Annotated in this window: 23 protein-coding genes and 3 pseudogenes; 22 read left to right on the top strand and 4 right to left on the bottom strand. The window is 72.0% G+C overall.

The genetic code is table 11. The features are described 5' to 3' along the window. Nucleotides 1–2: 2 nt before the first annotated feature. From AB5J49_RS24945 to AB5J49_RS25005, 13 genes and pseudogenes are all read left to right on the top strand, one after another. On the top strand, nucleotides 3–323 hold the full coding sequence (locus AB5J49_RS24945) for a transposase (protein WP_369170870.1): 321 nt from the start codon (nucleotides 3–5) through the stop codon (nucleotides 321–323). Between the two features lie 165 nt (nucleotides 324–488). Next, nucleotides 489–1,304 carry an ABC transporter ATP-binding protein gene (locus AB5J49_RS24950; RefSeq protein ID WP_369170872.1) on the top strand — a complete coding sequence of 272 codons (816 nt, stop codon included), beginning with the start codon at nucleotides 489–491 and terminating at the stop codon, nucleotides 1,302–1,304. Nucleotide 1,305: 1 nt separating this feature from the next. Then, nucleotides 1,306–2,139 carry an ABC transporter permease gene (locus AB5J49_RS24955; protein ID WP_369170873.1) on the top strand — a complete coding sequence of 278 codons (834 nt, stop codon included), beginning with the start codon at nucleotides 1,306–1,308 and terminating at the stop codon, nucleotides 2,137–2,139. Beyond that, nucleotides 2,139–3,128, top strand: a complete 990-nt coding sequence (locus AB5J49_RS24960; protein WP_369170874.1) for an LLM class flavin-dependent oxidoreductase — start codon at nucleotides 2,139–2,141, stop codon at nucleotides 3,126–3,128. The genes AB5J49_RS24955 and AB5J49_RS24960 overlap by 1 nt, the downstream gene beginning before the upstream one ends. Nucleotides 3,129–3,166: 38 nt before the next feature. Beyond that, complete coding sequence (locus AB5J49_RS24965) at nucleotides 3,167–3,841, top strand: flavoprotein (RefSeq protein ID WP_369170876.1); 675 nt, start codon at nucleotides 3,167–3,169, stop codon at nucleotides 3,839–3,841. Beyond that, complete coding sequence (locus tag AB5J49_RS24970) at nucleotides 3,838–4,953, top strand: hypothetical protein (protein ID WP_369170877.1); 1,116 nt, start codon at nucleotides 3,838–3,840, stop codon at nucleotides 4,951–4,953. The genes AB5J49_RS24965 and AB5J49_RS24970 overlap by 4 nt, the downstream gene beginning before the upstream one ends. Further along, the gene (locus AB5J49_RS24975) at nucleotides 4,950–5,714 is read left to right on the top strand and encodes a class I SAM-dependent methyltransferase (RefSeq protein WP_369170878.1); all 765 of its coding nucleotides are present in this window, start codon (nucleotides 4,950–4,952) and stop codon (nucleotides 5,712–5,714) included. The genes AB5J49_RS24970 and AB5J49_RS24975 overlap by 4 nt, the downstream gene beginning before the upstream one ends. Continuing rightward, the gene (locus tag AB5J49_RS24980) at nucleotides 5,714–5,911 is read left to right on the top strand and encodes a hypothetical protein (protein WP_369170879.1); all 198 of its coding nucleotides are present in this window, start codon (nucleotides 5,714–5,716) and stop codon (nucleotides 5,909–5,911) included. Before AB5J49_RS24975 ends, AB5J49_RS24980 begins: the two co-directional genes overlap by 1 nt. Before the next feature lie 141 nt (nucleotides 5,912–6,052). Continuing rightward, entirely contained in the window at nucleotides 6,053–6,241 is a 189-nt protein-coding gene (locus AB5J49_RS24985) for an LxmA leader domain family RiPP (protein ID WP_128433858.1), read from the top strand. 116 nt (nucleotides 6,242–6,357) lie between these two features. After that, a complete protein-coding gene (locus tag AB5J49_RS24990; protein ID WP_369170881.1) occupies nucleotides 6,358–7,659 on the top strand; it encodes a M16 family metallopeptidase in 1,302 nt (433 codons plus the stop codon). Continuing rightward, nucleotides 7,656–9,053 carry a M16 family metallopeptidase gene (locus AB5J49_RS24995; RefSeq protein ID WP_369170882.1) on the top strand — a complete coding sequence of 466 codons (1,398 nt, stop codon included), beginning with the start codon at nucleotides 7,656–7,658 and terminating at the stop codon, nucleotides 9,051–9,053. The genes AB5J49_RS24990 and AB5J49_RS24995 overlap by 4 nt, the downstream gene beginning before the upstream one ends. A gap of 134 nt (nucleotides 9,054–9,187) precedes the next feature. Beyond that, the gene (locus AB5J49_RS25000) at nucleotides 9,188–9,388 is read left to right on the top strand and encodes an LxmA leader domain family RiPP (RefSeq protein ID WP_128433855.1); all 201 of its coding nucleotides are present in this window, start codon (nucleotides 9,188–9,190) and stop codon (nucleotides 9,386–9,388) included. Nucleotides 9,389–9,497: 109 nt separating this feature from the next. After that, a pseudogene (locus tag AB5J49_RS25005) lies at nucleotides 9,498–10,970 on the top strand (ABC transporter ATP-binding protein); the annotation flags it as partial. Between the two features lie 381 nt (nucleotides 10,971–11,351). Here the strand turns inward: AB5J49_RS25005 and AB5J49_RS25010 are convergent. Further along, nucleotides 11,352–12,230 (bottom strand): winged helix-turn-helix transcriptional regulator, encoded by an 879-nt coding sequence (locus tag AB5J49_RS25010; protein WP_369175251.1) that lies wholly within the window; start codon nucleotides 12,228–12,230, stop codon nucleotides 11,352–11,354. Nucleotides 12,231–12,321: 91 nt separating this feature from the next. On the opposite strand from AB5J49_RS25010, the gene AB5J49_RS25015 reads away from it, so the two are divergent. The 4 genes and pseudogenes from AB5J49_RS25015 to AB5J49_RS25030 form a co-directional block, all read left to right on the top strand. Continuing rightward, nucleotides 12,322–12,990 carry an O-methyltransferase gene (locus AB5J49_RS25015; RefSeq protein ID WP_369170884.1) on the top strand — a complete coding sequence of 223 codons (669 nt, stop codon included), beginning with the start codon at nucleotides 12,322–12,324 and terminating at the stop codon, nucleotides 12,988–12,990. 19 nt (nucleotides 12,991–13,009) lie between these two features. Next, entirely contained in the window at nucleotides 13,010–13,897 is an 888-nt protein-coding gene (locus AB5J49_RS25020; RefSeq protein WP_369170886.1) for an MOSC domain-containing protein, read from the top strand. Between the two features lie 143 nt (nucleotides 13,898–14,040). Further along, a complete protein-coding gene (locus tag AB5J49_RS25025) occupies nucleotides 14,041–14,688 on the top strand; it encodes a response regulator transcription factor (protein WP_369170887.1) in 648 nt (215 codons plus the stop codon). Nucleotides 14,689–14,810: 122 nt separating this feature from the next. Then, nucleotides 14,811–14,942 (top strand): annotated as a pseudogene (locus AB5J49_RS25030) (DUF3500 domain-containing protein); the annotation flags it as partial. A 150-nt stretch (nucleotides 14,943–15,092) separates the two neighbouring features. Here AB5J49_RS25030 and AB5J49_RS25035 read toward each other — a convergent pair. Beyond that, nucleotides 15,093–15,977 carry a hypothetical protein gene (locus AB5J49_RS25035; protein WP_369170889.1) on the bottom strand — a complete coding sequence of 295 codons (885 nt, stop codon included), beginning with the start codon at nucleotides 15,975–15,977 and terminating at the stop codon, nucleotides 15,093–15,095. 134 nt (nucleotides 15,978–16,111) lie between these two features. Next, nucleotides 16,112–16,666 (bottom strand): cysteine hydrolase family protein, encoded by a 555-nt coding sequence (locus AB5J49_RS25040; RefSeq protein WP_369170890.1) that lies wholly within the window; start codon nucleotides 16,664–16,666, stop codon nucleotides 16,112–16,114. 162 nt (nucleotides 16,667–16,828) lie between these two features. On the opposite strand from AB5J49_RS25040, the gene AB5J49_RS25045 reads away from it, so the two are divergent. Next, complete coding sequence (locus AB5J49_RS25045) at nucleotides 16,829–17,473, top strand: diguanylate cyclase (RefSeq protein ID WP_369170892.1); 645 nt, start codon at nucleotides 16,829–16,831, stop codon at nucleotides 17,471–17,473. Nucleotides 17,474–17,538: 65 nt separating this feature from the next. Here the strand turns inward: AB5J49_RS25045 and AB5J49_RS25050 are convergent, their stop codons facing one another. Beyond that, complete coding sequence (locus AB5J49_RS25050; protein WP_369170893.1) at nucleotides 17,539–19,011, bottom strand: aminotransferase class I/II-fold pyridoxal phosphate-dependent enzyme; 1,473 nt, start codon at nucleotides 19,009–19,011, stop codon at nucleotides 17,539–17,541. Between the two features lie 107 nt (nucleotides 19,012–19,118). On the opposite strand from AB5J49_RS25050, the gene AB5J49_RS25055 reads away from it, so the two are divergent. The 4 genes and pseudogenes from AB5J49_RS25055 (at nucleotide 19,119) to AB5J49_RS25070 (ending at nucleotide 23,098) form a co-directional block, all read left to right on the top strand. Beyond that, a complete protein-coding gene (locus tag AB5J49_RS25055) occupies nucleotides 19,119–19,307 on the top strand; it encodes a hypothetical protein (RefSeq protein WP_369170894.1) in 189 nt (62 codons plus the stop codon). A 140-nt stretch (nucleotides 19,308–19,447) separates the two neighbouring features. Next, nucleotides 19,448–19,924, top strand: coding sequence for an SRPBCC family protein (locus AB5J49_RS25060; protein WP_369170896.1), 477 nt, complete (start codon nucleotides 19,448–19,450; stop codon nucleotides 19,922–19,924). A gap of 209 nt (nucleotides 19,925–20,133) precedes the next feature. Next, nucleotides 20,134–22,607, top strand: a pseudogene (locus AB5J49_RS25065) (molybdopterin oxidoreductase family protein). Next, nucleotides 22,604–23,098 (top strand): hypothetical protein, encoded by a 495-nt coding sequence (locus AB5J49_RS25070; protein ID WP_369170898.1) that lies wholly within the window; start codon nucleotides 22,604–22,606, stop codon nucleotides 23,096–23,098. The pseudogene AB5J49_RS25065 and the gene AB5J49_RS25070 overlap by 4 nt, the downstream one beginning before the upstream one ends. Nucleotides 23,099–23,105 lie beyond the last annotated feature (7 nt).

Genomic DNA, 23,105 nt, shown 5'->3' on the forward strand with positions numbered 1-23,105 from the left:
CCATGCCCAGACCTCCAGCGCTGCCGTTGCAGGACAAGGTCCGCATCGTGCTGTCGGTCCTGTCCAAGGAGAAGACCGTCGCCGAGGCGGCACGCCAGGCGCAGGTGTCCGAGCAGTCCATCGCGAACTGGCGCAAGCAGTTCATCGAGGGCGGCAGTACGGGGCTCGCCGGCCCGCCCGCCGTACGGCCCACCGCCCACCAGGAGCACCTCACCGACGAGGTGCGCAAGCTCAAGGTCGCCCTCGGTGAGGCGTACGTCGAGCTCATGACCTGGCGGAAGATCGGGGACTACCGCCGGGTCCCTTCACGGACCTCGAGGTGATCAGACGGGAATTGGGGATTTCCATCTCGAGGTTCTGCCTGATTCTGGAAATCCCCCGACGCACCTACACCCGATGGCTGAGCCAGCACAACGCAGTGGAAGGACAGAACGATTCCGAAGTCCGGTGACGGGGCGAGCCCGGCGATATCCATCGAGAACCTCACCATGCGATACGGGGAGAAAGAGGTCCTGAAGGGCGTGGACCTCACCGTCCGGCGCGGCGAGGTCCTGGCCCTGCTGGGGCCGAACGGCGCGGGCAAGACCACCACGATCGAGATCATGGAAGGCTTCCGCCGGCGCACCGGCGGGGACGTGAGCATCCTGGGGGAGGACCCGGACGGTGTTGACGAGGATTGGCGTGCCCGCGTGGGTATTGTCCTGCAGTCCTGGCGCGACCATCAGCGCTGGCGGGTCGGTGAACTGCTGGAGCACTTCGCCTCGTACTACCCCGACCCACGCGAACCGGGCGAGCTGCTGCGGGAGTTGGGGCTTGCCGAGCACGCGGGCCAGGTCTGCCAGAAGCTCTCGGGCGGCCAGCGCCGCAAGCTCGACGTAGCGCTCGGCATCGTCGGCAACCCCGAGCTGCTGTTCCTGGACGAGCCGACCACCGGGTTCGACCCGGTCGCCCGCCGCGAGTTCCACGAGATGGTGGAGCGGCTGCGCGACGGCGGCATGACGATGGTGCTCACCACGCACGACCTGCACGAGGCGGAGCGGCTCGCCGACCGGATCGCCGTCCTCATCGACGGCCGCATCCACGCCGACGGCACCCCCGCCCAACTCGCCGACCGGGCGCGGGCCGAGGCGCGCGTGGTCTGGGACCAGGACGGGGAGCGGCGGACACAGCTCACCGACGACCCCTCCCGCCTGGTGTGGGAACTGCACGAGAAGCTCCAGGGGCCGATCCCCGGGCTCCAGGTCCACCGGCCCACGCTGGAGGACATCTACGTACGCATGATCCGCGAGGGGGAGGCGGCCTGACATGTCCCGAGGACTGACCAAGGCGTTCAGGGTCGGGCTGCGCCGCGGCCGGCTGGAACTGACGCAGACGCTGCGCACCCCCCGTGAGGCCTTCTCCCTGCTGAGCACGCCGCTGATGTTCGTCGTGCTGAGCCTCACGATCGAGAAGGACATCGAGGGCAGCGACGTACCGATGGCGCATCTGCTGATGGCCGGCGGCATCACCACCATGCTCGTGCAGACGGGCCTGATGACGCTCCCGCAGGTGCTGGCCACCGAGCGGGAGGACGGCACGCTGCTGCGGCTGAAGACCGTGCCCGGCGGCATCACCTCCTACCTGGTCGGCAAGACCGTGGTGGTGCTCGCCACCGCCCTGGGCGGCGCGCTGCTGACACTGCTGGCCGGCGCCCTGTTCGCCGGCACGGACCTGCCCCGGGACGCCGCGCACTGGCTCACCCTGATCTGGGTGCTGCTGCTCGGCCTGCTCTCGGTGGTCCCGCTGGGGGCCGCGATCGGGGCGCTGCTGCCCAATCCGCGCGAGGCCCTGGGGTTCACGATGATCCCCATCTTCTTCCTGATGGGCTGCTCCGGCCTGTTCTTCCCGGTGACCACGCTGCCGGACGGCGCCCGCGCCGTGGTGGAGGTCTTCCCGGTGAAGTGGATCGCCCAGGGCGTGCGCTCCGCCCTGCTCCCCGACTCGGCGCTGGCCGCGGAGACCGGGCAGAGCTGGCAGCACGCCGAGATCCTGATGATCGTCGGCGCCTGGGCCGTCGTCGGATTCCTGTTGGCACCACGGCTGCTGCGGCGGATGACCCGCCGTGAGTCCGGCAGCCGTCTGAAGAAGGCCGAAGCCTGATGACCCGCACCGCGGACGACACCCGCGCCACGTCCCTGATCTTCCCCTCGCAGCCCGACACCCTCGCCTCGATCGTCGACTTCGGCCGGTTCGCCAGGAAGCAGCGGGCGCGGCGCCTGTGGATCGGCCAGTCCCTGCGCATCGAGTCCCACCTGGCCATGGCGGCGCTCGCCGCCCACGTACCGGGCCTGCCGCTGGGGTCCAGCGTGGCGCTGACCCCGCTGATGCACCCGTACGAGGCGGCGGTCGAGGCGCGCAGCCTCAGCGCCCTGTCCGGCGCGACGTACGTCGCCGGATACGGGCCCGGCGCCCCGGAGTTCCAGAAGGCGTTCCTCAAGGACCCCTACGACAAACCGCTGCGGGCCGTCCACGAGTACGCCTCGCTCGTACGGCGCCTGCTGGACGGCGAGTTGGTCGACCACCGGGGCGAGCACTACGCCGTCACCTCCAGCCTGATCCCCATGCCCGCGCCGCCGGTCGAAGTCGGCCTCGGCGTGCTCCGCACCGGCATGGCCCGCACCGCCGGCCGGGTCGCCGACGTGGCGATCACCTGGCTGACGCCGCACTGGTACGTGGCCGAGCAGCTGCGTCCCGCGCTGGAGGAGGGCGCCGCCCAGGAGGGCCGCAAGGCGCCGCGCGTGGCCGCCGTGGTCCACGCCGCCGTCACCCGCCCGGCCCGCAACCTGCGCCGCTGCGCGCACGCCGCGGCCGGCGTCCACCTGAGCACCGGCCACTACACCGACATGCTGCGCAAGGCCGGTGTCGACGCCGACCCGAAGACCCCGCGCAAGGGCGTGGACGCGCTGATCGACTCGGGCGTGTACGTCACCGGCTCGCCGGACGAAGTCGCCGCGGGGCTGCGGAAGTTCCGTGAGAGCGGCGTGGACGAGGTGGTCCTCAACCTCTCCGGCGTGTACTTCACGGAGGGCGAGGCGGCGGCGCTGCGGGACCTGCGCGACATCCTGCACGCGGAGGACGGCGGCGAGTGACGGTGAGTGAACCGGTGGGTGATCCGGCAAGTGAACCGGTGGGTGATCCGACCGCCGCCGGTCTCCCCGCCTTCGGCGTGCGCCGCCTGCTGTACGTGGGCACGGGCGCGCTGAGCGTCGCACACATGCCGTTCTGGCTGAACTGGCTGCGGCAGGGCTACCCCGGCCTGGAGGTACGGCCGCTCATCACGCGCAGCGCGGAACGCTTCGTCACCCGCGGCGCGCTGGCCCCGCTGGCGGGCCGTGAGGCCCTGCTCGACGTCTGGCCGGACGGCCCCGTCCACGCCGCCCCGCACGTCGAACTCGCCGAGTGGGCCGAGGCCGTGGTGGTGCACCCGGCGAGCCTGAACTTCCTCGCCCGCCTCGCCCTGGGCCTCGCCGACACCCCGGTGATGCTGGCCCTGCAGTGCACCTTGGCCCCCGTGGTCCTGGCCCCCTCCCTCCCGCCGGGAGCCCTGAACTCACCGGCGTACCGACGCCACCGGGCCGCGCTTCAGGAGCGCCCGAACGTCTCGGTGGTCCCGCCGACCCCGGGCCTGAGCAGCACGACGGGCCGCATGGACGCGTCTCTGGCAGCCCCGCTGCCGGAACTCCTGACGGCGGCGGAACGCCTGCGGACGAGGGCGGACGCCCTGGCCGACGGCGGATCCCGCGACTCGGAGCCGGCCGGGACCGCGACGCATCCCGAGCACCGTGCCGAGGTGGCCCGGTGACCGCGCCGGGCGACCACGCTGTCGCCCAGGCCCAGGCCCAGGCCCAGGCCCAGGCCCAGGCTCAGGCCCAGGCCCAGGCCCAGGCTCAGGCCCAGGCCGCGGAGGGCGCCGCCGTTCCGCGCGGCGGGCGTGCGGCTGGTCCGGCCGGTGAGGTCGTCGACGAGTTCGGGACCGGCTTCCTGCGTACCCGGGTCCGGCGGCATGGGCGTGGGTTCCTGTGGGAGCGGTCGCCCGGAGCGCTGCGGCGGGAGCCGTTCTCGCCGGTGTCCGACGAGGTGCGCGCCGCCGTGTCGGCGGCCGTGCCCGCGCCGGCACCGGGTGTCGCGGGCGTGCTTCCCGTCCTCGGCGTTCGCCAGGGCGACGCCCGCCGCTACCCGGCCGCCGCGGCACGGTCCGTCGGACACCTGCTGCTCTCGGCGCTCGACGTGCGGCAGCGCGGGCTGCTGCACCACCTGCTGTACGAGGTGGGCCGTACGGTGCGCCGCGTGCACGAGGGCGTGCCGGTAGGGCTGGCCGCGGGACAGCCGCGCGGCGCCGCCCGACTGGCCTCCTGGCTGCGGACCACGCCGTCGCCCGACGCCCGGCACGAACACCTGCCGGGCCTCCACGCGCTCGCCGCCCGGCGGCTCGGGCCGGCCAGGCTCGCGCGCGTGCTCGGCTGGTGCGAGGACCTCGCCGCCGGCCGGGACGGCGACGTCTTCCTGCTGGGCGGTGTGGGCAGCGGTGCCCTCGTGCCCGGGGCGGCGCCCGGCGCCGGGGTACTGCTGGCCGGTGAGGAACTGGCCCGCGGCCCGGCCGCGTACGACGTGGGCTGGCTGCTCGGTGAACTGGCCGAGTTCCGCCTGGTCCACCTCACCCGGCCCGAGCACGCCGCCCTCGCGGAGCACTGCGCCGAGGCAGCCCGCTCCTTCCTGCGCGGTTACGAGGACCACGGAACCGACCCGGTGGCCCTCGGCCGCGCCGCCGCCCTGCGGGTGTTCACCCACGCCCACGACTACGCGGCCTACGTCGGATGGACGGCCGAGTTCCCGGCCTATCTCGACTGCATCGCCGAACTGATCGACACCGACGGCGCCGCCGCGGTGCGCCCGACAACGCTGGAGACAGGATGACCCTGGGCAACGCCCACTACGACGAGAAGCTCGCGAGCGTCTACGACCAGATGTATCCGATCGAGTTCGACACCAACCTCGCGGTGGAGTTCCTCGCCGGACTCACCCCGCCGCAGGGCCGGATCCTCGAACTCGGCGTCGGCACCGGCCGTATCGCCCTCCCGCTGGCCGAACGCGGCTTCCAGGTCCACGGCATCGACGGCTCCGAGGCGATGCTCGCGAAGCTGAAGGACCGTGACGCCAAGGGCGCGGTGACCACGCGGCTCGGCGACTTCACCGAGACGGGCACCGGCGAGTCCTACGATCTGGTCACCCTGCTCCTCAACACCTTCTTCGTCGCCGTGACCAAGGAACAGCAGCTCGGCTGTCTGCGGCTGGCGCGCGAACAGCTCGCCCCCGGCGGCCGGTTCGTCCTGGAGGCGTTCGACCCCGCGCCGTACCACGGCCTGCAGAAGCCGGACTTCTCGATGCGCTACCTCAACGAGGGCGCGATCATGCTCGACACGCTCGCCGTCGACCGCTCCCGGCAGCTGATGATCGGCACGCACACGATCGTCGACGGCGGACCGCCGGAGACCAAGCAGCACGTCCTGCGATACGCGTTCCCGTTCGAGATCGACCTGCTCGCGGAGCTGGCCGGGCTGCGACTCGTGGAGCGCCACGAGAGCTGGACCAGGCAGCCGTACACCGCGGCCAGCCTGCGCCATGTGTCCGTCTACGAGAGCGCGGACCGTACCGACACCGCACAGGAGGAGGCCTGATGTTCGGCTGGCAGAAGCGGAAGCAGGAATTCAAGGAGCGCTACCCGTCGTACGACGATTTCCGTCGCGCGGTCGACGCGTCCCGTATCCGACGGGTGAAGCAGCAGGACGGCGATGTGAAGGCCATCAAGGTGCTCCGGGACGATTTCCCGGGCGCCCCGCTTGAGCTCGCCACCCGCTATGTGCGGGAACTCTGAGAGGCCCAATTTTCCGAAGTCCGCCGATGGGCAAGGAAACTTTTTTCGGCCTCATTCCACGCCCGGCATGCTAGAAATGCGACAGGAATTGCGGAGCGTCGTAATTCCGAATCGTGAGTCCATGAAAACGGGAGGAAACTCGTGAACACCACCGAGAACCTGATCGCCGGTTACACCGCCTACACCTCCGCCCAGGAGATCGAGGCGACCCACGCGGAGGAGGCCCCGGGCGCCACCCCGTCCGTGCTGTCCTTCATCGCCACGTCGGGCTGGGCCTGCGGCGCCGGCATCGGCACCAGCATCGGTGTCACGGCGGCCAAGGGCTGCTGAAACAAAGGCCGCTGACTTCAAGCGGCAGGCCGCGGCCCCCGGTGTCTGGCGCCAGACACCGGGGGCCGCGCCGCGTCGAGCGAGAACAGGGCAAGCGCAGGGAAGGGAGACAGAGGGTGCGGACGGAGACCTTGGACAACGGGCTGCGGGTCCTGCTCGATCCACGGCCGGACTCCCCGGTGACCGGGATCGCCGTGCACTACGACGTGGGCTTCCGCTCCGAGCCCGAGGGCAGGACCGGGTTCGCCCACCTCTTCGAGCACCTGATGTTCCAGGGCAGCGAGAACGTCGCCCGCGGCGAGCACTTCCGCCATGTGCAGGCCTCCGGCGGCACGGCCAACGCCGCCACGCACCACGACCACACCGACTACCACCAGCTGGTCCCGCCGGCCGCCCTGGAGCGCGTGCTGTTCCTGGAGGCCGACCGTATGCGCGCGCTGCGGATCAGCGCGGAGAACCTGCGCACCCAGGTGGCCGTGGTCCAGGAGGAGATCCGCCTGCAGGTCACCAACCGCCCCTACGGCGGCTTCCCCTGGACGGTGCTCCCCGGCGTCCTGTACGAGACCTTCCCCAACGCCCACAACGGCTACGGCGACCTCAGGGAACTGGAGCGGGCCACGGTGGCGGAGTGCGAGGCCTTCTTCGCGGCGCACTACACCCCGGCGAACGCGGTGCTCACCATCAGCGGTCCCCTCGACCCCGACCACGCCCTCACCCTCGTCCACCGCCACTTCGGTGACATCCCCGCCCACCCGGCCGCGCCCCGGCCCCGGCTCGCGGAACCGCCGCCGCGCGGCGAGCGCCGTGGGGAGCACCGGGACCCGCACGCGCCCCTGCCGGCGGTCGCCCTCGGGTACCGGATGCCCGACCCCGCGGCGGAGCTCGGCGACTACCTGGCCCACATGGTGCTGGCCCGGCTCCTCGCCGGAGGCGACGACGCACGGCTGCGGCGGCGTCTGGTCCACGACGGCACGGTCACGTCGGTGCGCGCCAGCTGCGGCTTCTTCGGCCCCCTGCAGGCCCGGGACCCCGATACGTTCCTGCTGGTCGCCCACCACCCGCCCACCACCGACCCCGAGGCGGTGCCGTCCGCCGTGGACGAGGAACTGGACCGCCTGGCGGCCACCGGCCCACACCCCCGCGAGCTCTCCCACGCCACCGCCCGCGCCTCCACCGCGCTCTGCCGCTCCTACGACGAACCTCTGACCCGCACCCGCCACGCCGGTACCTTCGCGCTGCTCCACGGCAGCCCGAACCTGGTGACCGACCTGCCCACCCTGCTGACCCAGGTCACCCCGGAGTCGGTGGCCCACGCGGCCAAGACGCTGCGGTCGGCGGGCCGCGCCGTCCTGACGCTGGTCCCGGGGGGCTCGCCCTTTGGCCTTCCTGCACCTGATTGTCGACGAGGACGCCCATGACTCCCGTGACGCCCCTGCGTGAACTGCCCGCCCTCGAGCCGGGCCGGGCCTTCCCCCTGCCGCCGTTGGTGGACACCGTGCTGCCGGGCGGGCTCCGCGTGGTCGCCGCGCGTGCTCCCTCCGTGCCGATGGTGGAGCTGCGGATGCGCGTCCCGTTGCCGGAGGCCGCCGAGGGGCCCGCCGTCGCCCAGGTCCTCGCCGACACGCTGTTCGCGGACGCGGAAGGCGCCGATGACCTGCTGGGACGGGCGGGCGCCACCCTGGGGGCCGGGGTGGACGGCGGCCGGCTGTCGGTGTCGGCCTCGATGACGGCCGCCGCCTTCCCCGAGGTACTGGACCTGGTGGCGAGGGCGCTGGCCGGGGCGGCCCATCCCGACCCGGCGTGCGAGCACGCCGTGCGTCGCCTGACGGCACAGCTCGGCCCGCTGCGCGCCCAGCCGCGCGTCCTGGCCCAGGACGCGCTGCGCCGCCACTGCTACGGCCCGGACGTCCCGTCCCTGCTCCCCGACGAGCAGGCCCTGGCCGCCGTCACCGCCGAGCGCGTACGACGGCTGCACGACCAGGGCATGCACTCCCGGGGCGCCTTCCTGGTCCTCGTGGGCGACCTCGACCCCTCGGCGGCGGCCGATCACGCCGCCATCGCCCTGTCCGCTTGGCCGGGACGACGATGGCAGGGTGGGCCCGGCACGGCAGCCCCACCGCCACCCCAGCAGTCACCCTCACCGCTGCCCCAGCAGTCACCCTCACCGCTGCCCCAGCCGTCACCTCCGCCGCCACCACGCCGGATGCGACCCGCCGGTGTCGCCGTCGTCGACCGGCCCGGGGCCGTGCAGTCGCAGATCATGCTGGTCGCGCCCGGGCTGCCCCGGGCCGATCCGGGCTTCGCGGCGCTCAGCCTCGCCAACTGCGTGCTGGGCGGGTTCTTCTCCTCCCGCCTGACGGTCGCCGTCCGCGAGGAGCGCGGGCTCGCCTACCGCATCGACGCGGTGCTGGACGAACTGCTGGACGAGGAACTCGTCTTCCTGGACGCCGACACCCGCACCGGCGCCACCGAGGCGGCCGTACGCCAGATGCGCGCCGAGCTGCTTCGGCTGGCCGAGCAGCCGCCGTCGGGCGCCGAGACGGACGCGGCCCGGGAGTTCTTCACCGGCATGACGGCCCTGGGCGCCGCCTCCCAGGCGGGGCTCGCCGGCGCCCTCGTGAACCTGCTCCAGTACGGCCTCTCCCCGGACTGGCTGCGCACGTTTCCGCAGCGGCTGGCCGAGGTAACCCTCGGGGAAGTGGCGCGGGCGGCGCAGGAGTTCTATGCTCCCTCCCGCTTTTCCGGTGTCATTGTCGGCGACCGCTCCGGCCTGGCTTCCCAAGATTTCGACCTCTTCGCCCGGCGCCAATAAATTGAATTTCCGGGCCGTCCGGCCAAAAGGCACCAGGGGAAACCCCGGACCGCGGAAAAGAAACGCATTCCTTGCCCCGCTTCCGAGCTGCTAGAAATCTTCTCACCAGATCGGAACTCCACCTGGAGGAATGAATGAACACCGCTGACCAGCTCATGGCCGGCTACGCCGTCTACACGACCTCCGACGAGATCGGCGCCGGCGCCGCTGCCGATGCTCCGGCCATCAGCCCGGTGAGCATCTTCAGCGCCGCCTCGTCGGTCGAGTGCGCCATCTTCTCCGCCGGTGTCGTCACCAGCGCGAGCGCGGGTGGCACGGTCGCCGGCAACTGCTGACACCCCTCTCCGGCTCCCGGACCGCCCTCGAGGCGTTCCGGGAGCCGGCCCCGTTCCGGCCGCACGACGGACAGCCCGGAAGGACCCTGTGATGAGCAAGGACCCCGTGATGAGCGAGACCCCTGGCCCCACCCACCGACTGCGCATCGTCCCCGAACTGGTCCGCGGAAACCTTCCGCAGGTCCTGCTCTCCGTGCTGCTCGCGCTGGCCGCGACCGCCGCGACCCTCGGTGTGCCCCTGCTGGTCAAGGAACTCATCGAGGCCGTCGCCCAGCGCGAGGGCGTCGCCGACCGGGTGGCCTTCATGGCGGCGCTGGCGGTGGGCAGCGCGCTGGCGTCCGCGGCATCGGCGTACCTGCTGGCGCGCCTCGGCGAGCGGTTCGTGCTGCGGCTGCGGGCTCGGGTGATGGAACACACCCTCCGCCTGCCCCTCCAGGTGGTGAAGGCGCAGGGCCCCGGCAACCTGGTCGCCCGGATCACCTCGGACGCCATGCTGCTGCGCTCGGTCATCGACGTCGGCGTGGTCCAGCTGCCGGTGGCGGTGGTGACCGCGCTGGTGACCATCGGCGTCATGGCGTACCTGGACTGGGTGCTGGTGCTGCTCACCCTGGGCGCGTTCGTGGTCGCGGGCGCCGTCATCTGGCTGCTGCTGCGCCGGGTGCGCCAGGGATACGAGTCCATCCAGATCGCCACCGGCGGGCTCGCCCAGCGCTTCACCACCACCCTGACGAACCTGACCACCATCAAGGCCTACCGGGCGGAGCGGCACACCACCGAGGCGCTCACCGAGGACGCGGCGCAGATCACCGGCAGGATGCTCGCCGCCGCGCGCCTGCAGTCCGCCGTGATCCCGGTGATGAGCCTCGGCCAGGAGATCGCGCTCGCCGGCATCGTCATCGTCGGCGGCGTGCGGATCACGCAGGGCGATCTCACGCTCGCCGACTTCGTCGCCTTCCTGCTCTATCTGCTCCAGCTCGTCACCCCCATCACTGTTGTCGTCACCGGCCTGAGCAGGCTGCAGACGGGCCTGGCCGCCAAGGGCCGCTTCGAGGAACTGCTGGCGATCCCGGTCGAGCCGGACTTCGCCGTCCGCGTCCCCGAGCCCGTCGACGACGGCAACGCGGTGGCGTTCGAGGACGTGTCGTTCTCGTACGACGGCCCGGTCGACCTTGAGGGCCGCCGCGTGCTGAACGAGGTCACCTTCCGTGCTCCGCGCCGCGGCCTGACCGCCCTCGTCGGTCACTCCGGCGCCGGCAAGTCCACGGCCCTCGCCCTGATCGAACGGTTCGTCAGCCCGACGAGCGGCCGTGTCACGGTGCTCGGCCACGACGCCGCCGCCTGGCCGCTCGACGAACTGCGCAGGCGGGTGGCGTACGTCGACCAGACCTTCACCCTCGTCGAGGGCAGTGTCCGCGAGAACCTCCTGCTCGGCGCCGGCGCCGAGCACCCCGTCGCCGACGAGACGCTCTGGGCGGCGGTGGACGCGGTCGGCCTGACCGCGGACATCGCGGCGCTGCCGCACGGCCTCGACACCACCATCGGCCGTGAGGTCGACGTCTCCGGCGGCCAGCGCCAGCGCATCGCCCTGGCCCGTGCCCTGCTGAGCGACGCCGAGGTGATCCTGCTCGACGAGCCGACCTCCCAGCTCGACGGCATCAACGAACTGCGCCTGCGCGACCTCGTCGACACTCTGGCCCGCGACCGCGCTGTCCTGGTCGTCGCCCACCGCCTGTCGACCGTCCAGCACGCCGACCATGTCGTGGTGATGGACCGCCGGCCGGGTGGCGGCGACCGGCTCGCACCCCGACCTGATGGACCGCAGCAGCCACTACCGGGACCTGGTCCGCAGCCAGCAGTGGGTGAACACCTCCTACGAGCGGGTACCGGCCTAGGCCCCCCGGGGTCCCTGGGGCCAGTGGGCCCCTCCACCCCTCCATCCCCCCATCCCCCCATCCCCCCATCCCTAGGGTCGATCGAGAGCCAGATCGAGGGCGGCCGAGACGGCGGCGGGGATGTCGCCGACCGGAAAGAGGGCGTGCCGTACGACGCGGTCCGGTCCGGCGACGAGGATGAGCCGCTTGATGCGCAGGTTCTGGCCGGCGCGGAACGTCGGCAGGCGCAGCGCCGCCGTGAGCTGGAGCCGGTCGTCGGACAGCAGGGGGGACGGCAGGTCCTCGGCCTGCTGGAAGGCGGCCTGTTCGGACGCCGACTGGGTGCTGACCCCGTGGACGGCGATGCCGGCGGCCCGGAACCGGGGCCAGGCGGCGCGGAACTGCCGGTTCTCCAGCGTGCAGCCCGCGCTGCCGGGGACCTGGGGTCCCGAGAGGTCGGCCGGGACGCCGGGGACGCCGGTCGCGGGGTAGGCGAAGAGGACGGTCGCCCGGGCGTCGGCGGCCACGGGGTCGTGCTCGTGGCCGTCGGTTCCCGGCAGCCGCAGCCCGGCCGGTACGGGTTCGCCCACCAGGGCCGCGACCCGGCGTGCCTCGGCTCCCTCGTCGGGGGCCTGCCCGGTGAGTGTGCCGTCGCCCAGCAGCCATCGGTCGGCCCAGTCCTGGAGCGAGACCAGCACGGGGACCAGCCCGCGGCCCTGCTCGGTGAGCACGTACTCGTAGCGCGGCGGACGATCCTGGTAGCGGCGCCGCTCCAGTACCTGGTGGTCGGTCAGGGTGCGCAGCCGTTCGGCGAGGACCTTGCGGGAGACGGCCAGTTCGTGCGCGAGCCGGTCGAAGCGCACATGTCCGCGTGCGATCTCGCGCAGCACCAGCAGGCTCCACCAGTCGCCCACCACCGCCGCGGCCTGCGCGATTCCGCAGGCGTCGTCGGTCACCCGCCGTGGACTCATCGCCGCTCCCAGGAAAACCTTTGACGGACTGTCGCGGACCGATAGTAGGTTCCCTTTCGGAACGGTAGCCCATACGAAAAGGGAACCCACTGTGTCTCAGCAGACCTGGACCGCGGTCGACGACTACTTCAACGGACTGCTGGTCGAGGAGGACGAGGCCCTGCTCGCGGCCGCCGCGCACAGCGAGGCGGCAGGGCTGCCGCCGCACCAGGTCGCCCCCAACCAGGGCAAGTTGCTGCATCTGCTGGCCACGCTCCGGGGCGCCCGCACGATCCTGGAGATCGGCACCCTCGGCGGCTACAGCACCATCTGGCTCGCCCGGGCCCTGCCCGAGGACGGACGCCTGGTCACGCTGGAGGCCGACGAGGAGTACGCCGCCGTAGCCGCCGCCAATGTCTCCCGCGCCGGGCTCGACCGCACCGTCGACCTCCGCGTGGGGAAGGCCCTGGACTCGCTGCCCCGGCTGGCGGCGGAGGGGGCGGGACCGTTCGACCTGGTCTTCATCGACGCCGACAAGCCTTCCAATCCCGCCTACCTGGAGTGGGCGCTGAAGCTCACCGCGCCCGGCAGCGTCATCGTCGGCGACAACGTCGTCCGCGACGGCGCGGTCACCGACCCCGCCAGCACCGACCCCCGCGTCCAGGGCGTCCGCCGCTTCACCGAGCTGATCGCGGAGCACCCCCGCCTCACGGCCACCACCGTCCAGACCGTCGGCGCCAAGGGCTACGACGGCTTCACCCTCGCCCTCGTCACCGCCTAGCGGAACCGGAGGGTACGTCATGGCCCGCGTCATCGAGTTGTCGTACTACCCCGTCAAGGGGTGTGCCGGGGTGTCGGTCCGCGAGGCGCTGCTGACGCCCGCCGGTCTCGCGCACGACCGGAGCTTCATGGTCGTCAGTGAGGAGGGCGTCTACCGCACCCAGCGCCGCGATCCCCGACTGGCCCTGATCCGGCCCGCCGTCAGCGACGACGGCGGACGGCTCACCCTCCACGCGCCGGACGCCGGGGCGCTGGAGCTCCGCGTGGACACGTCGGGGGCCCGCCGCCCGGTGGACCTGTTCGGGACGGCCTACCAGGGCATCGACCAGGGAGACACGGCCGCCGCATGGCTCTCCGACGTGCTCGGCGTACGCAGCCGCCTGGTACGGGTCCCGCCGGAACACGACCGAGTGACCGACGGCCGCACCCCGGGCACCTCCGGCTACGCCGACAGCTGTGCGCTGCACGTCCTGTCCCGCGCCACCCTCGCGCTGCTCAACGGCAAGCTGGCCGCACGCGGTGCCGGGCCCCTGCCCATGAACCGTTTCCGCCCGAACATCGTGATCGACGGCTGGGACGAGCCGCACACCGAGGACCGGGCCCACGGCCTGAGGGCGGGCACCGCCGAGCTGGGTTACGCGAAGCTCGCGATCCGCTGCGCCATCACCATGATCGAGCAGGAGTCCGGGCGCCGAGCGGGCCCGGAACCACTACGCACCCTCGCCGACTACCGGCGGGCGGCCGAGGGCGGAGTCGCCTTCGGCACGAAGCTCTCCGTGCTCCGGCCCGGCAGAGTGCGCGTCGGCGACGACGTGACCGTCACGGCGTGGGGTGACTCCGAACTGGGCTCAGCGCCCTCCGGTGTGCACGGAGCCGGCCCTTCTCGGCAGAGGATCGAGTCTCCGTAGAGCATCGAGTCTCGGTAGCGGATCGAGTCTCAGTAGAGGATCGAGGGCAGATACGCGCCGGTGGGCTCGTTGTAGAGACCGACCGTCATCAAGCTCAGCAGCTGCACAGCGAGCTCTCAGAGTCGCGGGGCAGCATCGCGGGCATGCCTGCCGCTTGTGGAATCCGTCAGGGCACGGTGCGTGTGCTGATCGTCGACGACGAGCCCGAACTCACCGAGCTGCTGTCGTGGGCCGTCGCCGAGGCGGGCTGGCAGCCCTTCCTGGCGGACGACGGACGCGGCGCCCTGACGCTCGCCCGCAGCTGCGCCCCGCACGCCGTCGTCCTGGACTGGATGCTGCCCGACCTGGACGGCGTGCAGGTACTGCGCCGACTGCGGTACGAGAACGCGCGGTTGCCCGTGCTCATGCTCACCGCCCGCGACGCGCTGGAGCACCGCCTCGACGGACTGTCGGCCGGCGCCGAACATCAGGCGGCGGACGAACCCGTGCGGGTGCTCGGCGATCTCGTCCTGGCCGAGAAGGCCCGCCAGGTGCAGCGCGACGGCACGCCGATCGCGCTCACCGCGAAGGAGTTCGACCTGCTGCACTTCCTGATGCGGCATGCGCACCAGGTGCTGAGCAAGGCGCAGATCCTCGGCGAGGTCTGGAACAGCTCGTTCGACAGCGAGGGAAACCTGGTCGAGGTCTACATCTACGGCCTGCGCGCGAAGATCGACAAAGGGCGGGCCCCGATGATCCACACGGTGCGTGGCGCCGGATACGTCATCAGGGCGGCGGACAGCGGAAGGTGACGGTCCGTCAGGCCCTTGGGTGGCAGGCAAGGGCCTCGCGCGCGAGGGGCCACTCGCTGCGGGCGCGCCTGGTGCTGTTCATCACCGCCGCCCTGGTCGTCGCCGACGCGGCGAAGGTGCGGATGGCCGGGGTCCGCGCCCACCTCGCCGACACCTACGTCACCTGGGCCGGCGGCACCGCCGACGACTCCGCGTTCTACGTCCGCGTGCACAGCCCCGTGGTGTGGGTCGAGGTCGACTGCCAGGGGCCGGGTCCGCTGGCCGGCGCTTATGGCGCCTCGCAGGGCGACGGCCCGACCCAGAAGCACGTCCACTTTCACGTGGTTTCCGTCATGGCGCAGGGCCGCACCCACTCGGGTGCGGCCCTGCGCGCGTTGCCGGTCCTGCGGCCGGCCGGGGCCGGGTCAGGCCTTGGAGAGCGTGACCTGCGACTCCTGCTGTCCGGTGTCGACGGTCACCGGATAGTCCCGGTCATCCGCCTGGGCCCTGCTGCGCACCGTCGCGGTGCCGGGCTGGAACGATGTGCCGGGTTCCTGGCTGGTGAGGCCGACGGACCACGGGACGGGTGCGCCCGGGGTGCAGGCCACGGTCGTCTGGTACGACGCGCCGGGCGTCGCCTTCTTCTGGACCTGGAAGACCTGGCCGGTGAGCGAGACGCTGGCAGGCTTGTTGCACGTCACGGTGCCACCGACGGTGATCCGGCCGTCCGGGACGCGGACCGTGCCGCCGGGGTCGGTGTTCGCCTGCAGGGCGAGTTCGGCCGCAGGCTCGGGCATGACCGCGTGTACCGCACCGCGCAGCGGCACCGTCGATCCGTTGCAGTACTGCTCGAAGGTGGCGTCGAGTTCGCGGACGTAGCCATAGGGGCCGAAGGAGATGTGCTCGATGGTGAAAGACCCAGAGCTGGTGTTGCACCACTTCTCGGTCCCGTTGTCGGTCCCGCTGAACACGAGCTCCGGATCCTGGGGCTGGGCGTAGGGCCACTGCTTCGCCCCCGTGTACGTGGTGCCCTCGGTCAGCTTCTGACCGTCGGGGGCGGCGACGATGAGGCGCCAGAGCGTGCCCTCCTGCGCGTCCACCGCGACGGTGAGGCCGTTTTGGTCCGTGCTGCCCTGGACGTCGAAGAGCTGGACCGCTCCCGCCGTGTACGCGTACGACTGACCCCCTGAAATGGGCTCGCCCGCTTCGCCGCCGAAGCTCAGCGATCCCGACGCCGCGCTCTGCGCCTGCGCACTGCCCACCAGCGGTGCGGCCGTGAGCGCGACCGTCATCGCCGCGACGACGCCCAAGGTCCGGGCGAGTATGCGTCTCGGCGTGGTACTTCTCGTCAAGGTCCCCCCAAAGGAGTGTTCCAAGAAACATCTGGGAGGCCGTCAGGCCCCACTGTAGAAGCGCTTGAGCTGCAACAAGCGTCACACTGGCCTCAGAAGTCGACTTCCTTCGCGGTGAGGATCCGGGCGCCCATGTTGCGCTCCATCATCTCCAGGGCGGCGGCAGCCAGATGGGGATGGATGGAGGCGACCGCGTCCCTGGGCACCGTGACCTCCAGGTGGCGGATGTGCGCGTCCAGGGCGGAGTACAGGACGCACTGCTCGGTGACCTGGCCGGCCAGCACCACCTGCCCGACGTCCAGTCGCCACAGGAGGTAGGCCAGGGGCGTCTCGTAGAAGACGGAATGGCGGGCCTTCACCACGAAGAGGGACTCGTCGTCGGGCCGTATCGGCTCGATCAGGTCGGCGTGCGGTCGGGCCAGCGCGGTGTCCACGAGTTCGCCGTGGTGGGAGCGCCACACTCCGAAGTTGTCGTTCGCGTAGATCACCGGCACGTCCGCCTTGCGGGCCCGGCCGATCAGCTCCGCCAGGACGGGCACGACGCGCCGGACGGACGGCACGAGCAACTCGGCGTCCTCGTGGTCGTAAGTGTTGATCATGTCCACCACGACAAGAGCGAGCCCCGTCGGGTCGGTACGCCGGTCCACGACCTCCACCGTCCGTCCAGCTGTCCGGGAACGCGCTGGCGAGTACCCGGTGGCTCGACGGGCGTAACAACGGCGGGCGGGTGTTCCGGTCGGGCCGGAGGGTACTGGGAGGCGGACCCGGCGGGGTCGAAGGCCCCGCGGACGGCGTTCACAGGAGGTGTCATGGGAGCAGCGCGCTTTCTGCCCCGGAAGGTCTGGCGACAGTGGCGGCAAGCCGACGACCTGCGGCCCGGGCCGCACCCGACCGACGTCGAGGCCGCCGCCCGCCGGTTCCTGCTGCTCGGGCTTCTCCCCCTGTGGGTGGTGCCCGGCCTCGCGGACTGGTGGATGCACCGGCGGACGGGCATCGAGCGCACCAGCGGGACCAAGGAGTCCGCGGTCCACGCGCTGATGATGACCGAGGCCGGGGTACCGGTCCTCATGGGGTTGCTCGCCCGCGTCAATCCCCTGGTGCTCACCACGATGGGCGCGTCCGCCCTGGCGCACGGGGCCACCGCGCTGTACGACGTGTCGCTGGCCACCGGCGAGCGTGAGATCCGCCCCGTCGAGCAGCACATCCACAGCTTCCTCGAAGTGCTGCCGCTCACCGCTCTGGCGTTCACCGCCTGCCTGCACCCCGACCAGGTCCGCTCGACCCTGCGCGGCGGCTCGCATCCGCAGGACTGGCGCCTGCTGCCCAAGGAACGTCCGCTGTCGGCCGGGTATCTCGCGGGGCTCGCGGGCGTGATCGGGTTGGGGGTCGCTCTGCCGTACGCCGAGGAGCTGCTGCGGTGTCTGCGGGCGCGCTCCGGGGGTGGGGCGGCGTAGGGGAGGGTGCGCCCGTCAGCTCTCCGCTCAGCTCTCGGCGACGGGTCAGCGCTCTCGGCGACGGGTCAGCGCTCCGCGACGACCCGTACGGTGCCGAGGCGCTGGTCGGCCGCGTCCGGCAGGAACATGCCCGCCTCGACCCCCGTGACCAGGTACTTCAGGACCGGCTCGGTGAGGCGTTCGCCGGGCAGGACCACGGGGATGCCGGGCGGGTAGGGCGTGATCATCTCGGCGGCGATCCGGTCGACGGCCTCGGTCGTGGGGACCTTCGCGTGCGGCGCGAAATAGGCGTCCCGGGGCAGCAGGACCTGCTCCATCCGCAGGTCGGCGGGGGAGGGGACGGTGACCTGAGGGGCGTCCCGCAGTTCGGTGGCGTGGTCGGCCAGCTCGCGCAGCGCCGCGAGCAGCCGCGCCGTGGTCTCTTCGTCGTCGGCGTGGGTGAGCTGCGCGCTGATGCGCCGGTGGTCGAAGAGGTGGGCGTCGATGTGATGGTGGGCCCGCAGCCGGTCGGCCGCCCGGTAGCCGCTGGTGCCGAGGCCGCTGATGTCCATGACCACCGGGAGCGGGTCGAAGCCGGCGGCGAGGCCCGGGCCGCAGAAGTCCTTCGCGTCGTTGACGTGGAAGCCGTCGATCGCCTCGATGGCCGAGCGGGTGCGGGCGGCCAACTCCAGGGCCCGGTCGATGAGTTCGTGGCCGTGCTGGACCATCTGCCGGCGCCAGGCGTCGATGCCGGCGTAGATCAGGACGTTCGGGCTGGTCGTGCCGAGGAGGTCGGCCCGCGAGGCCAGTTCGGCGGGGTCGACGATGTCGCCCTGGAGATGGAACACCGAGCCCTGTTCCAGACCGCTGCCCATCTTGTGGATGCTGGTGACGCAGATGTCGGCGCCCGCGTCCATGGCCCACGTCGGCAGATCGTCGTGGAAGGGAAGGTGAGCTCCCCACGCCTCGTCCACGATGAGCGGCCTTCCGCGCCGGTGACAGACCTCGGCGATGCCCTTGAGGTCGGCCGCGGCGCCGTACGGCGTGGGACTGGTGACCAGGGCCCCGTCCGCGTCCGGATACTCCGTGAACGCCTTGTCGTAGGCGGCCGTGGACGGGGGGTGGGCGAGGTGCCGGGAGGCGTCCCACTCGGGCTCCACCCACACCGGCTCGACGCCGGACAGGATGAGTCCGGCCACCACCGACTTGTGCGCGTCGCGCCCGACGAGGAGCCGGTGGCCGGGGCAGGTCACCGCCAGCATGGCGGCCTTCACCGACAGGGAACTGCCGCAGGTCGAGAAGAACGTGTGGTCCGCGTGCACCGCGTCGGCCATGAGGCTCTCGGCCCGCGCCAGCACCCCGCCCCTGGTGAGCCGGTCGTCCAGGCCGCCGTTGGCCAGGACGTCACCGAAGAAGACGGCATCGCCCAGTACCGCGCGGGCGCGTGGATCGGCGCCGCGTGCGTGTTTGTGGCCTGGGGGCGTGAACCCCAACTCGTCGACGTTCTGGTACCGGGCGAGCGTTTCGAGGATCGGGGCCTCGGTGTGGTTCGCACCCATGGAGGGCGGGTGCCCCGCAGCACGGTCGGCATGCGGGTGCTTCGGACGGACCCGCCGGGGAACTCGGTCGATCCGAACGGCCCACGAGACGAGCGAGGTGCCCGTACATGTCCAATCCACAGCAGCCGGAACAGCGGCGCAGCGTCAAGGGCGGTGCCACGCCTCAGGACGTCGCCGAACTCAAGGCCCGCCAGGACCGGGCCAAGGGCGGCCACGCACACGCCACGGACAAGGGCGACAAGGGCGGCGGCGAAGGTGGGGGCGTACCCCCGGATCAGCGGCCCGAGCACCCGTGATCTCACCGCCCCGGACGCGGACCACACGGCCCGAGATCTTTTACGTCGGATTTCCCGGGTACCCGGCGCTTCGCACAGACACCGGAGGTCGGCACGCCCACCGCGGTCGACCCCGGTGAAGAGCGGACAAGGAGGCATCAATGAGCACGGTCAAGGAAACAGTCGACGTGGACGTCTCGCTCCGCAGGGCATACGACCAGTGGACGCAGTTCGAGGACTTCCCGAACTTCATGGAAGGCGTCGACGAGGTCACCCAGCTCGACGACCGGCACAACCACTGGACGACCAGCATCGGTGGGATCAGGCGCGAGTTCGACACGGAGATCGTCGACCAGATGGCGGACGACCGGATCACCTGGCGTTCCGTCGGCGGTGACACCCAGCAGCGCGGCTCGGTCCGGTTCGAGCGCCTTGACGACACGCACACCCGGGTGGAGCTCACGATGGACGTCGAGCCGACCGGAGTCGCCGAGAAGGGCGCGGACGCACTGGGCATGATCGACCGGCAGGTGAAGGGCGACCTGCGCCGCTTCAAGGACTACGTCGAGAGCGGCGGCGGCCCGAGCGGCGGCTGGCGCGGCCGCATCCGCCCGGAGGACCCGGGCACCAGCCTCTGACGCGTCCGGCGTCAGGCGTTCGGCATGCGGCGTCCGGCATCTCGCCGGAGGACCCAGGCACCAGCCCTGACGCCCGACATGCCCACCCGCAGACACGGACGTCCCGGCCGGCCCCGCGCTCCAGTGAGGCCGGCCGGGCAGCGTGTCCGGCGGGAGCGCCGTCGGCGCGTGCACGATCCGGGCCGGTGCGACAGACACGGAGGTCGTCCATGCGAGACGAGGTGGACCGGATCGCGGAGCCCTGGGGCGAGCGCACTCCGTACGGCCCCGGCCCCGGCCTCGACGCCAGGTGGCCGGCGCGGATCGACTCGTTCCTGGAGCCCGGCGTGACGGCCGACGCGGTGGAACGGTGGGTGCAGACGGCGTCGCTCCTGCACTCCAACGGGGACGCCATGGACCTCGCCGTCGCCGAAGGGCGCATCGTCGGGGTGCGGGGCCGCCCGCAGGACCGGGTGAACCGCGGCAGGCTCGGCCCGAAGGACCTGTTCGCCTGGCAGGCGAACCACTCCCCGGACCGGCTGACCACCCCGCTCGTCCGCAGGGACGGACACCTGGTGGCCTGCGACTGGGACACGGCCATGACCGAGATCGTCGACCGCACCCAGCACCTGCTGCACGCATACGGACCCGGCGCCCTCGGCTTCTACACCAGCGGCCAGCTGTTCCTGGAGGAGTACTACACCCTGGTGGTGATCGCCCGCGCCGGGATCGGCACCAACCACCTGGACGGCAACACCCGCCTGTGCACGGCGACCGCCGCGGAGGCCCTGAAGGAGACCTTCGGCTGCGACGGCGAGCCCGCCTCCTACACGGACATGGACCACGCCGACGTCATCGCTCTGTTCGGGCACAACATGGCCGAGACCCAGCCGGTGCTGTGGATGCGGGTCCTGGACCGTCTGGCGGGCGGTGCTCCGCCGCGGCTGCTGTGCGTGGACCCGCGCCCCACCCCGCCCGCCCGGCACGCGACCGTCCACCTCGCCCCCCCGCGCGGGGACGAACGTGGCCCTGCTGAACGCGCTGCTGCACGAGATCATCCGCACCGACCGGATCGACCGCGACTTCATCGACGCGCACACCGTGGGCTACGACGGACTCGCCGAGCGCGTGGCCGGATGCACCCCCGCCTGGGCCGCCCGGATCTGCGACGTACCGGCCGGCCGGATCGCCGAAGCGGCCGAGCTCCTCGGCGGCGCCGAACGGCTCCTGTCCACCGTGCTCCAGGGCGTCTACCAGTCCCACCAGGCCACCGCGGCCGCCTGCCAGGTCAACAACCTCCAGCTGATCCGCGGCATGCTCGGCCGTCCCGGCTGCGGGGTGCTGCAGATGAACGGCCAGCCCACCGCCCAGAACACCCGCGAGTGCGGCGCCGATGGCGACCTGCCCGGCTTCCGCAACTGGGAGAACGACACGCACGTGGCCGACCTCGCACGGATCTGGAACGTCGAGCTGCCCGCATCCCGCACTACGCCCCGCCCACCCCGGCGATGCCGATCTTCCGCTACGCCGAGCAGGGCTCCGTCCACATGCTGTGGATCTCCGCCACCAACCCCGCGGTCTCCCTCCCCGAACTCCACCGCATCCGCGACATCCTCAGCCAGGAACGGCTGTTCACGGTCGTCCAGGACCTGTACCGCACGGAGACCGCCCAGTTGGCGGACGTCGTCCTGCCCGCCGCGACCTGGGGCGAGAAGACCGGCACGTTCACCAACGCCGACCGCACCGTCCACCTCTCCGACCAGGCCGTCGACCCACCCGGCGACGCCCGCCCGGACCTGGACATCCTGCTCGACTACGCCCGCCGGATGGACTTCCGCGACCAGGACGACCGCCCGCTCGTCACCTGGCACGACGCCGAGTCGGCGTTCGAGGCATGGAAGGAGTGCAGCCGCGGCCACCCCTGCGACTACACGGGCCTGACCTACGACCGCCTGCGCGGCGCCAGTGGCATCCAGTGGCCCTGTACACCCGGAACACCCGACGGCACGGAACGCCTCTACACCGACGGCATCACATGGGCCGCCCCCGACGACTGCGAGACATACGGCAAGGATCTGGTCACCGGCGCATCGGTGTCCGAGACCGAGTACCGCGAGCTCAACCCGGCCGGCAAGGCGGTCATCAAAGCAGCCGAGTAACTGCCACCCCACGAGACGACGGACGACGCCTACCCCCTGCAACTGAACACGGGCCGCACCCTGTACCACTTCCACACCCGGACCAAAACCGGCCGCACCCCGCAACTGAACGCCGCCGCCCCCGAGATGTGGGTGGAACTCTCCGCCGCGGAGGCGCTGCGGCACGGCGTGGCCGAGGGCGACCTGGTCGAGGTCACCAGCCCGCGCGGCTCGGTGCGCGCACGCCTGCGGATCACCGCCATCCGCGACGGCATGGCCTTCCTGCCGTTCCACTACGGCTACTGGGACACCCCGGAAGGCGACCGCCCCGGAAAGGAAGGCGGCCGGGCCGCGAACGAGGCCACCGTCACCGACCTCTGTTCAAGACAGCCGCAGCCCGCCTGACCCTCGTCGAACGCGCCGACGGAGCCCCCTGCCCGGCACCGACCACCACGGCCTCCGCCCCGGCCGACCCACGCTCGGCCCCACCCACCACGGGCGGCCCCTCAGCCGTGGCCCACCAGACCGTCACACCCCCGCAACCCCCGGAAGGCGACCGGCCATGAGCGGCATCCCATCCGTCCTACGTGCTCTCTACGACGGCGAACGCGCACTGGAGCAGAACCTGCTCGCCACCGCCGAACGCCACCCGGCCGAGCACGAGGTCCACCACGTCGCCACCGACCTCGCCCGCTGGTCCCACGAGCAGGCCGAACGCATCGCCCGCGCCGCCGAACCCCACGGCCTGCACCTGTCAGGCCCCGAGGGCCGCCGCCCCTCCCACGCGCTCGACGAACCCCCCGACCCCGACCTGCGCCTGCTGAACGACCTGCGCACCCTCCACCTCGCCGCCACCGGGAACTCCCTGGACTGGGAGATGCTCGCCCAGGCGGCGCAGGCCACCGGCGACGGCCACCTCCTCGCCCTCGCCAGCGCCTGCCACCCACAGACCCTGCGCCAGCTGCGCTGGACCAACACCATGATCAAGACACTCGCCCCGCAGCTGCTCTCCTCCGCGAACGGACAGGCGGCGGTGGCGGGGCAGGGCGTGCCGTAGAAGACCT

This window comes from Streptomyces sp. R28, assembly GCF_041052385.1.
GTDB lineage: Bacteria > Actinomycetota > Actinomycetes > Streptomycetales > Streptomycetaceae > Streptomyces.

Bases quoted from the DNA above. Each gene is read 5' to 3' on its own strand.
- AB5J49_RS25025 (WP_369170887.1), top strand. From the start codon at position 14,041: ATGCCTGCCGCTTGTGGAATCCGTCAGGGCACGGTGCGTGTGCTGATC.
- AB5J49_RS24960 (WP_369170874.1), top strand. From the start codon at position 2,139: ATGACCCGCACCGCGGACGACACCCGCGCCACGTCCCTGATCTTCCCC.
- AB5J49_RS24995 (WP_369170882.1), top strand. From the start codon at position 7,656: ATGACTCCCGTGACGCCCCTGCGTGAACTGCCCGCCCTCGAGCCGGGC.
- AB5J49_RS24950 (WP_369170872.1), top strand. From the start codon at position 489: ATGCGATACGGGGAGAAAGAGGTCCTGAAGGGCGTGGACCTCACCGTC.
- AB5J49_RS24975 (WP_369170878.1), top strand. From the start codon at position 4,950: ATGACCCTGGGCAACGCCCACTACGACGAGAAGCTCGCGAGCGTCTAC.
- AB5J49_RS25010 (WP_369175251.1), bottom strand. From the start codon at position 12,230: ATGAGTCCACGGCGGGTGACCGACGACGCCTGCGGAATCGCGCAGGCC.
- AB5J49_RS25045 (WP_369170892.1), top strand. From the start codon at position 16,829: ATGGGAGCAGCGCGCTTTCTGCCCCGGAAGGTCTGGCGACAGTGGCGG.
- AB5J49_RS24945 (WP_369170870.1), top strand. From the start codon at position 3: ATGCCCAGACCTCCAGCGCTGCCGTTGCAGGACAAGGTCCGCATCGTG.
- AB5J49_RS25020 (WP_369170886.1), top strand. From the start codon at position 13,010: ATGGCCCGCGTCATCGAGTTGTCGTACTACCCCGTCAAGGGGTGTGCC.
- AB5J49_RS25000 (WP_128433855.1), top strand. From the start codon at position 9,188: ATGAACACCGCTGACCAGCTCATGGCCGGCTACGCCGTCTACACGACC.
- AB5J49_RS24980 (WP_369170879.1), top strand. From the start codon at position 5,714: ATGTTCGGCTGGCAGAAGCGGAAGCAGGAATTCAAGGAGCGCTACCCG.
- AB5J49_RS25070 (WP_369170898.1), top strand. From the start codon at position 22,604: ATGAGCGGCATCCCATCCGTCCTACGTGCTCTCTACGACGGCGAACGC.
- AB5J49_RS24955 (WP_369170873.1), top strand. From the start codon at position 1,306: ATGTCCCGAGGACTGACCAAGGCGTTCAGGGTCGGGCTGCGCCGCGGC.
- AB5J49_RS25050 (WP_369170893.1), bottom strand. From the start codon at position 19,011: ATGGGTGCGAACCACACCGAGGCCCCGATCCTCGAAACGCTCGCCCGG.
- AB5J49_RS25055 (WP_369170894.1), top strand. From the start codon at position 19,119: ATGTCCAATCCACAGCAGCCGGAACAGCGGCGCAGCGTCAAGGGCGGT.
- AB5J49_RS25060 (WP_369170896.1), top strand. From the start codon at position 19,448: ATGAGCACGGTCAAGGAAACAGTCGACGTGGACGTCTCGCTCCGCAGG.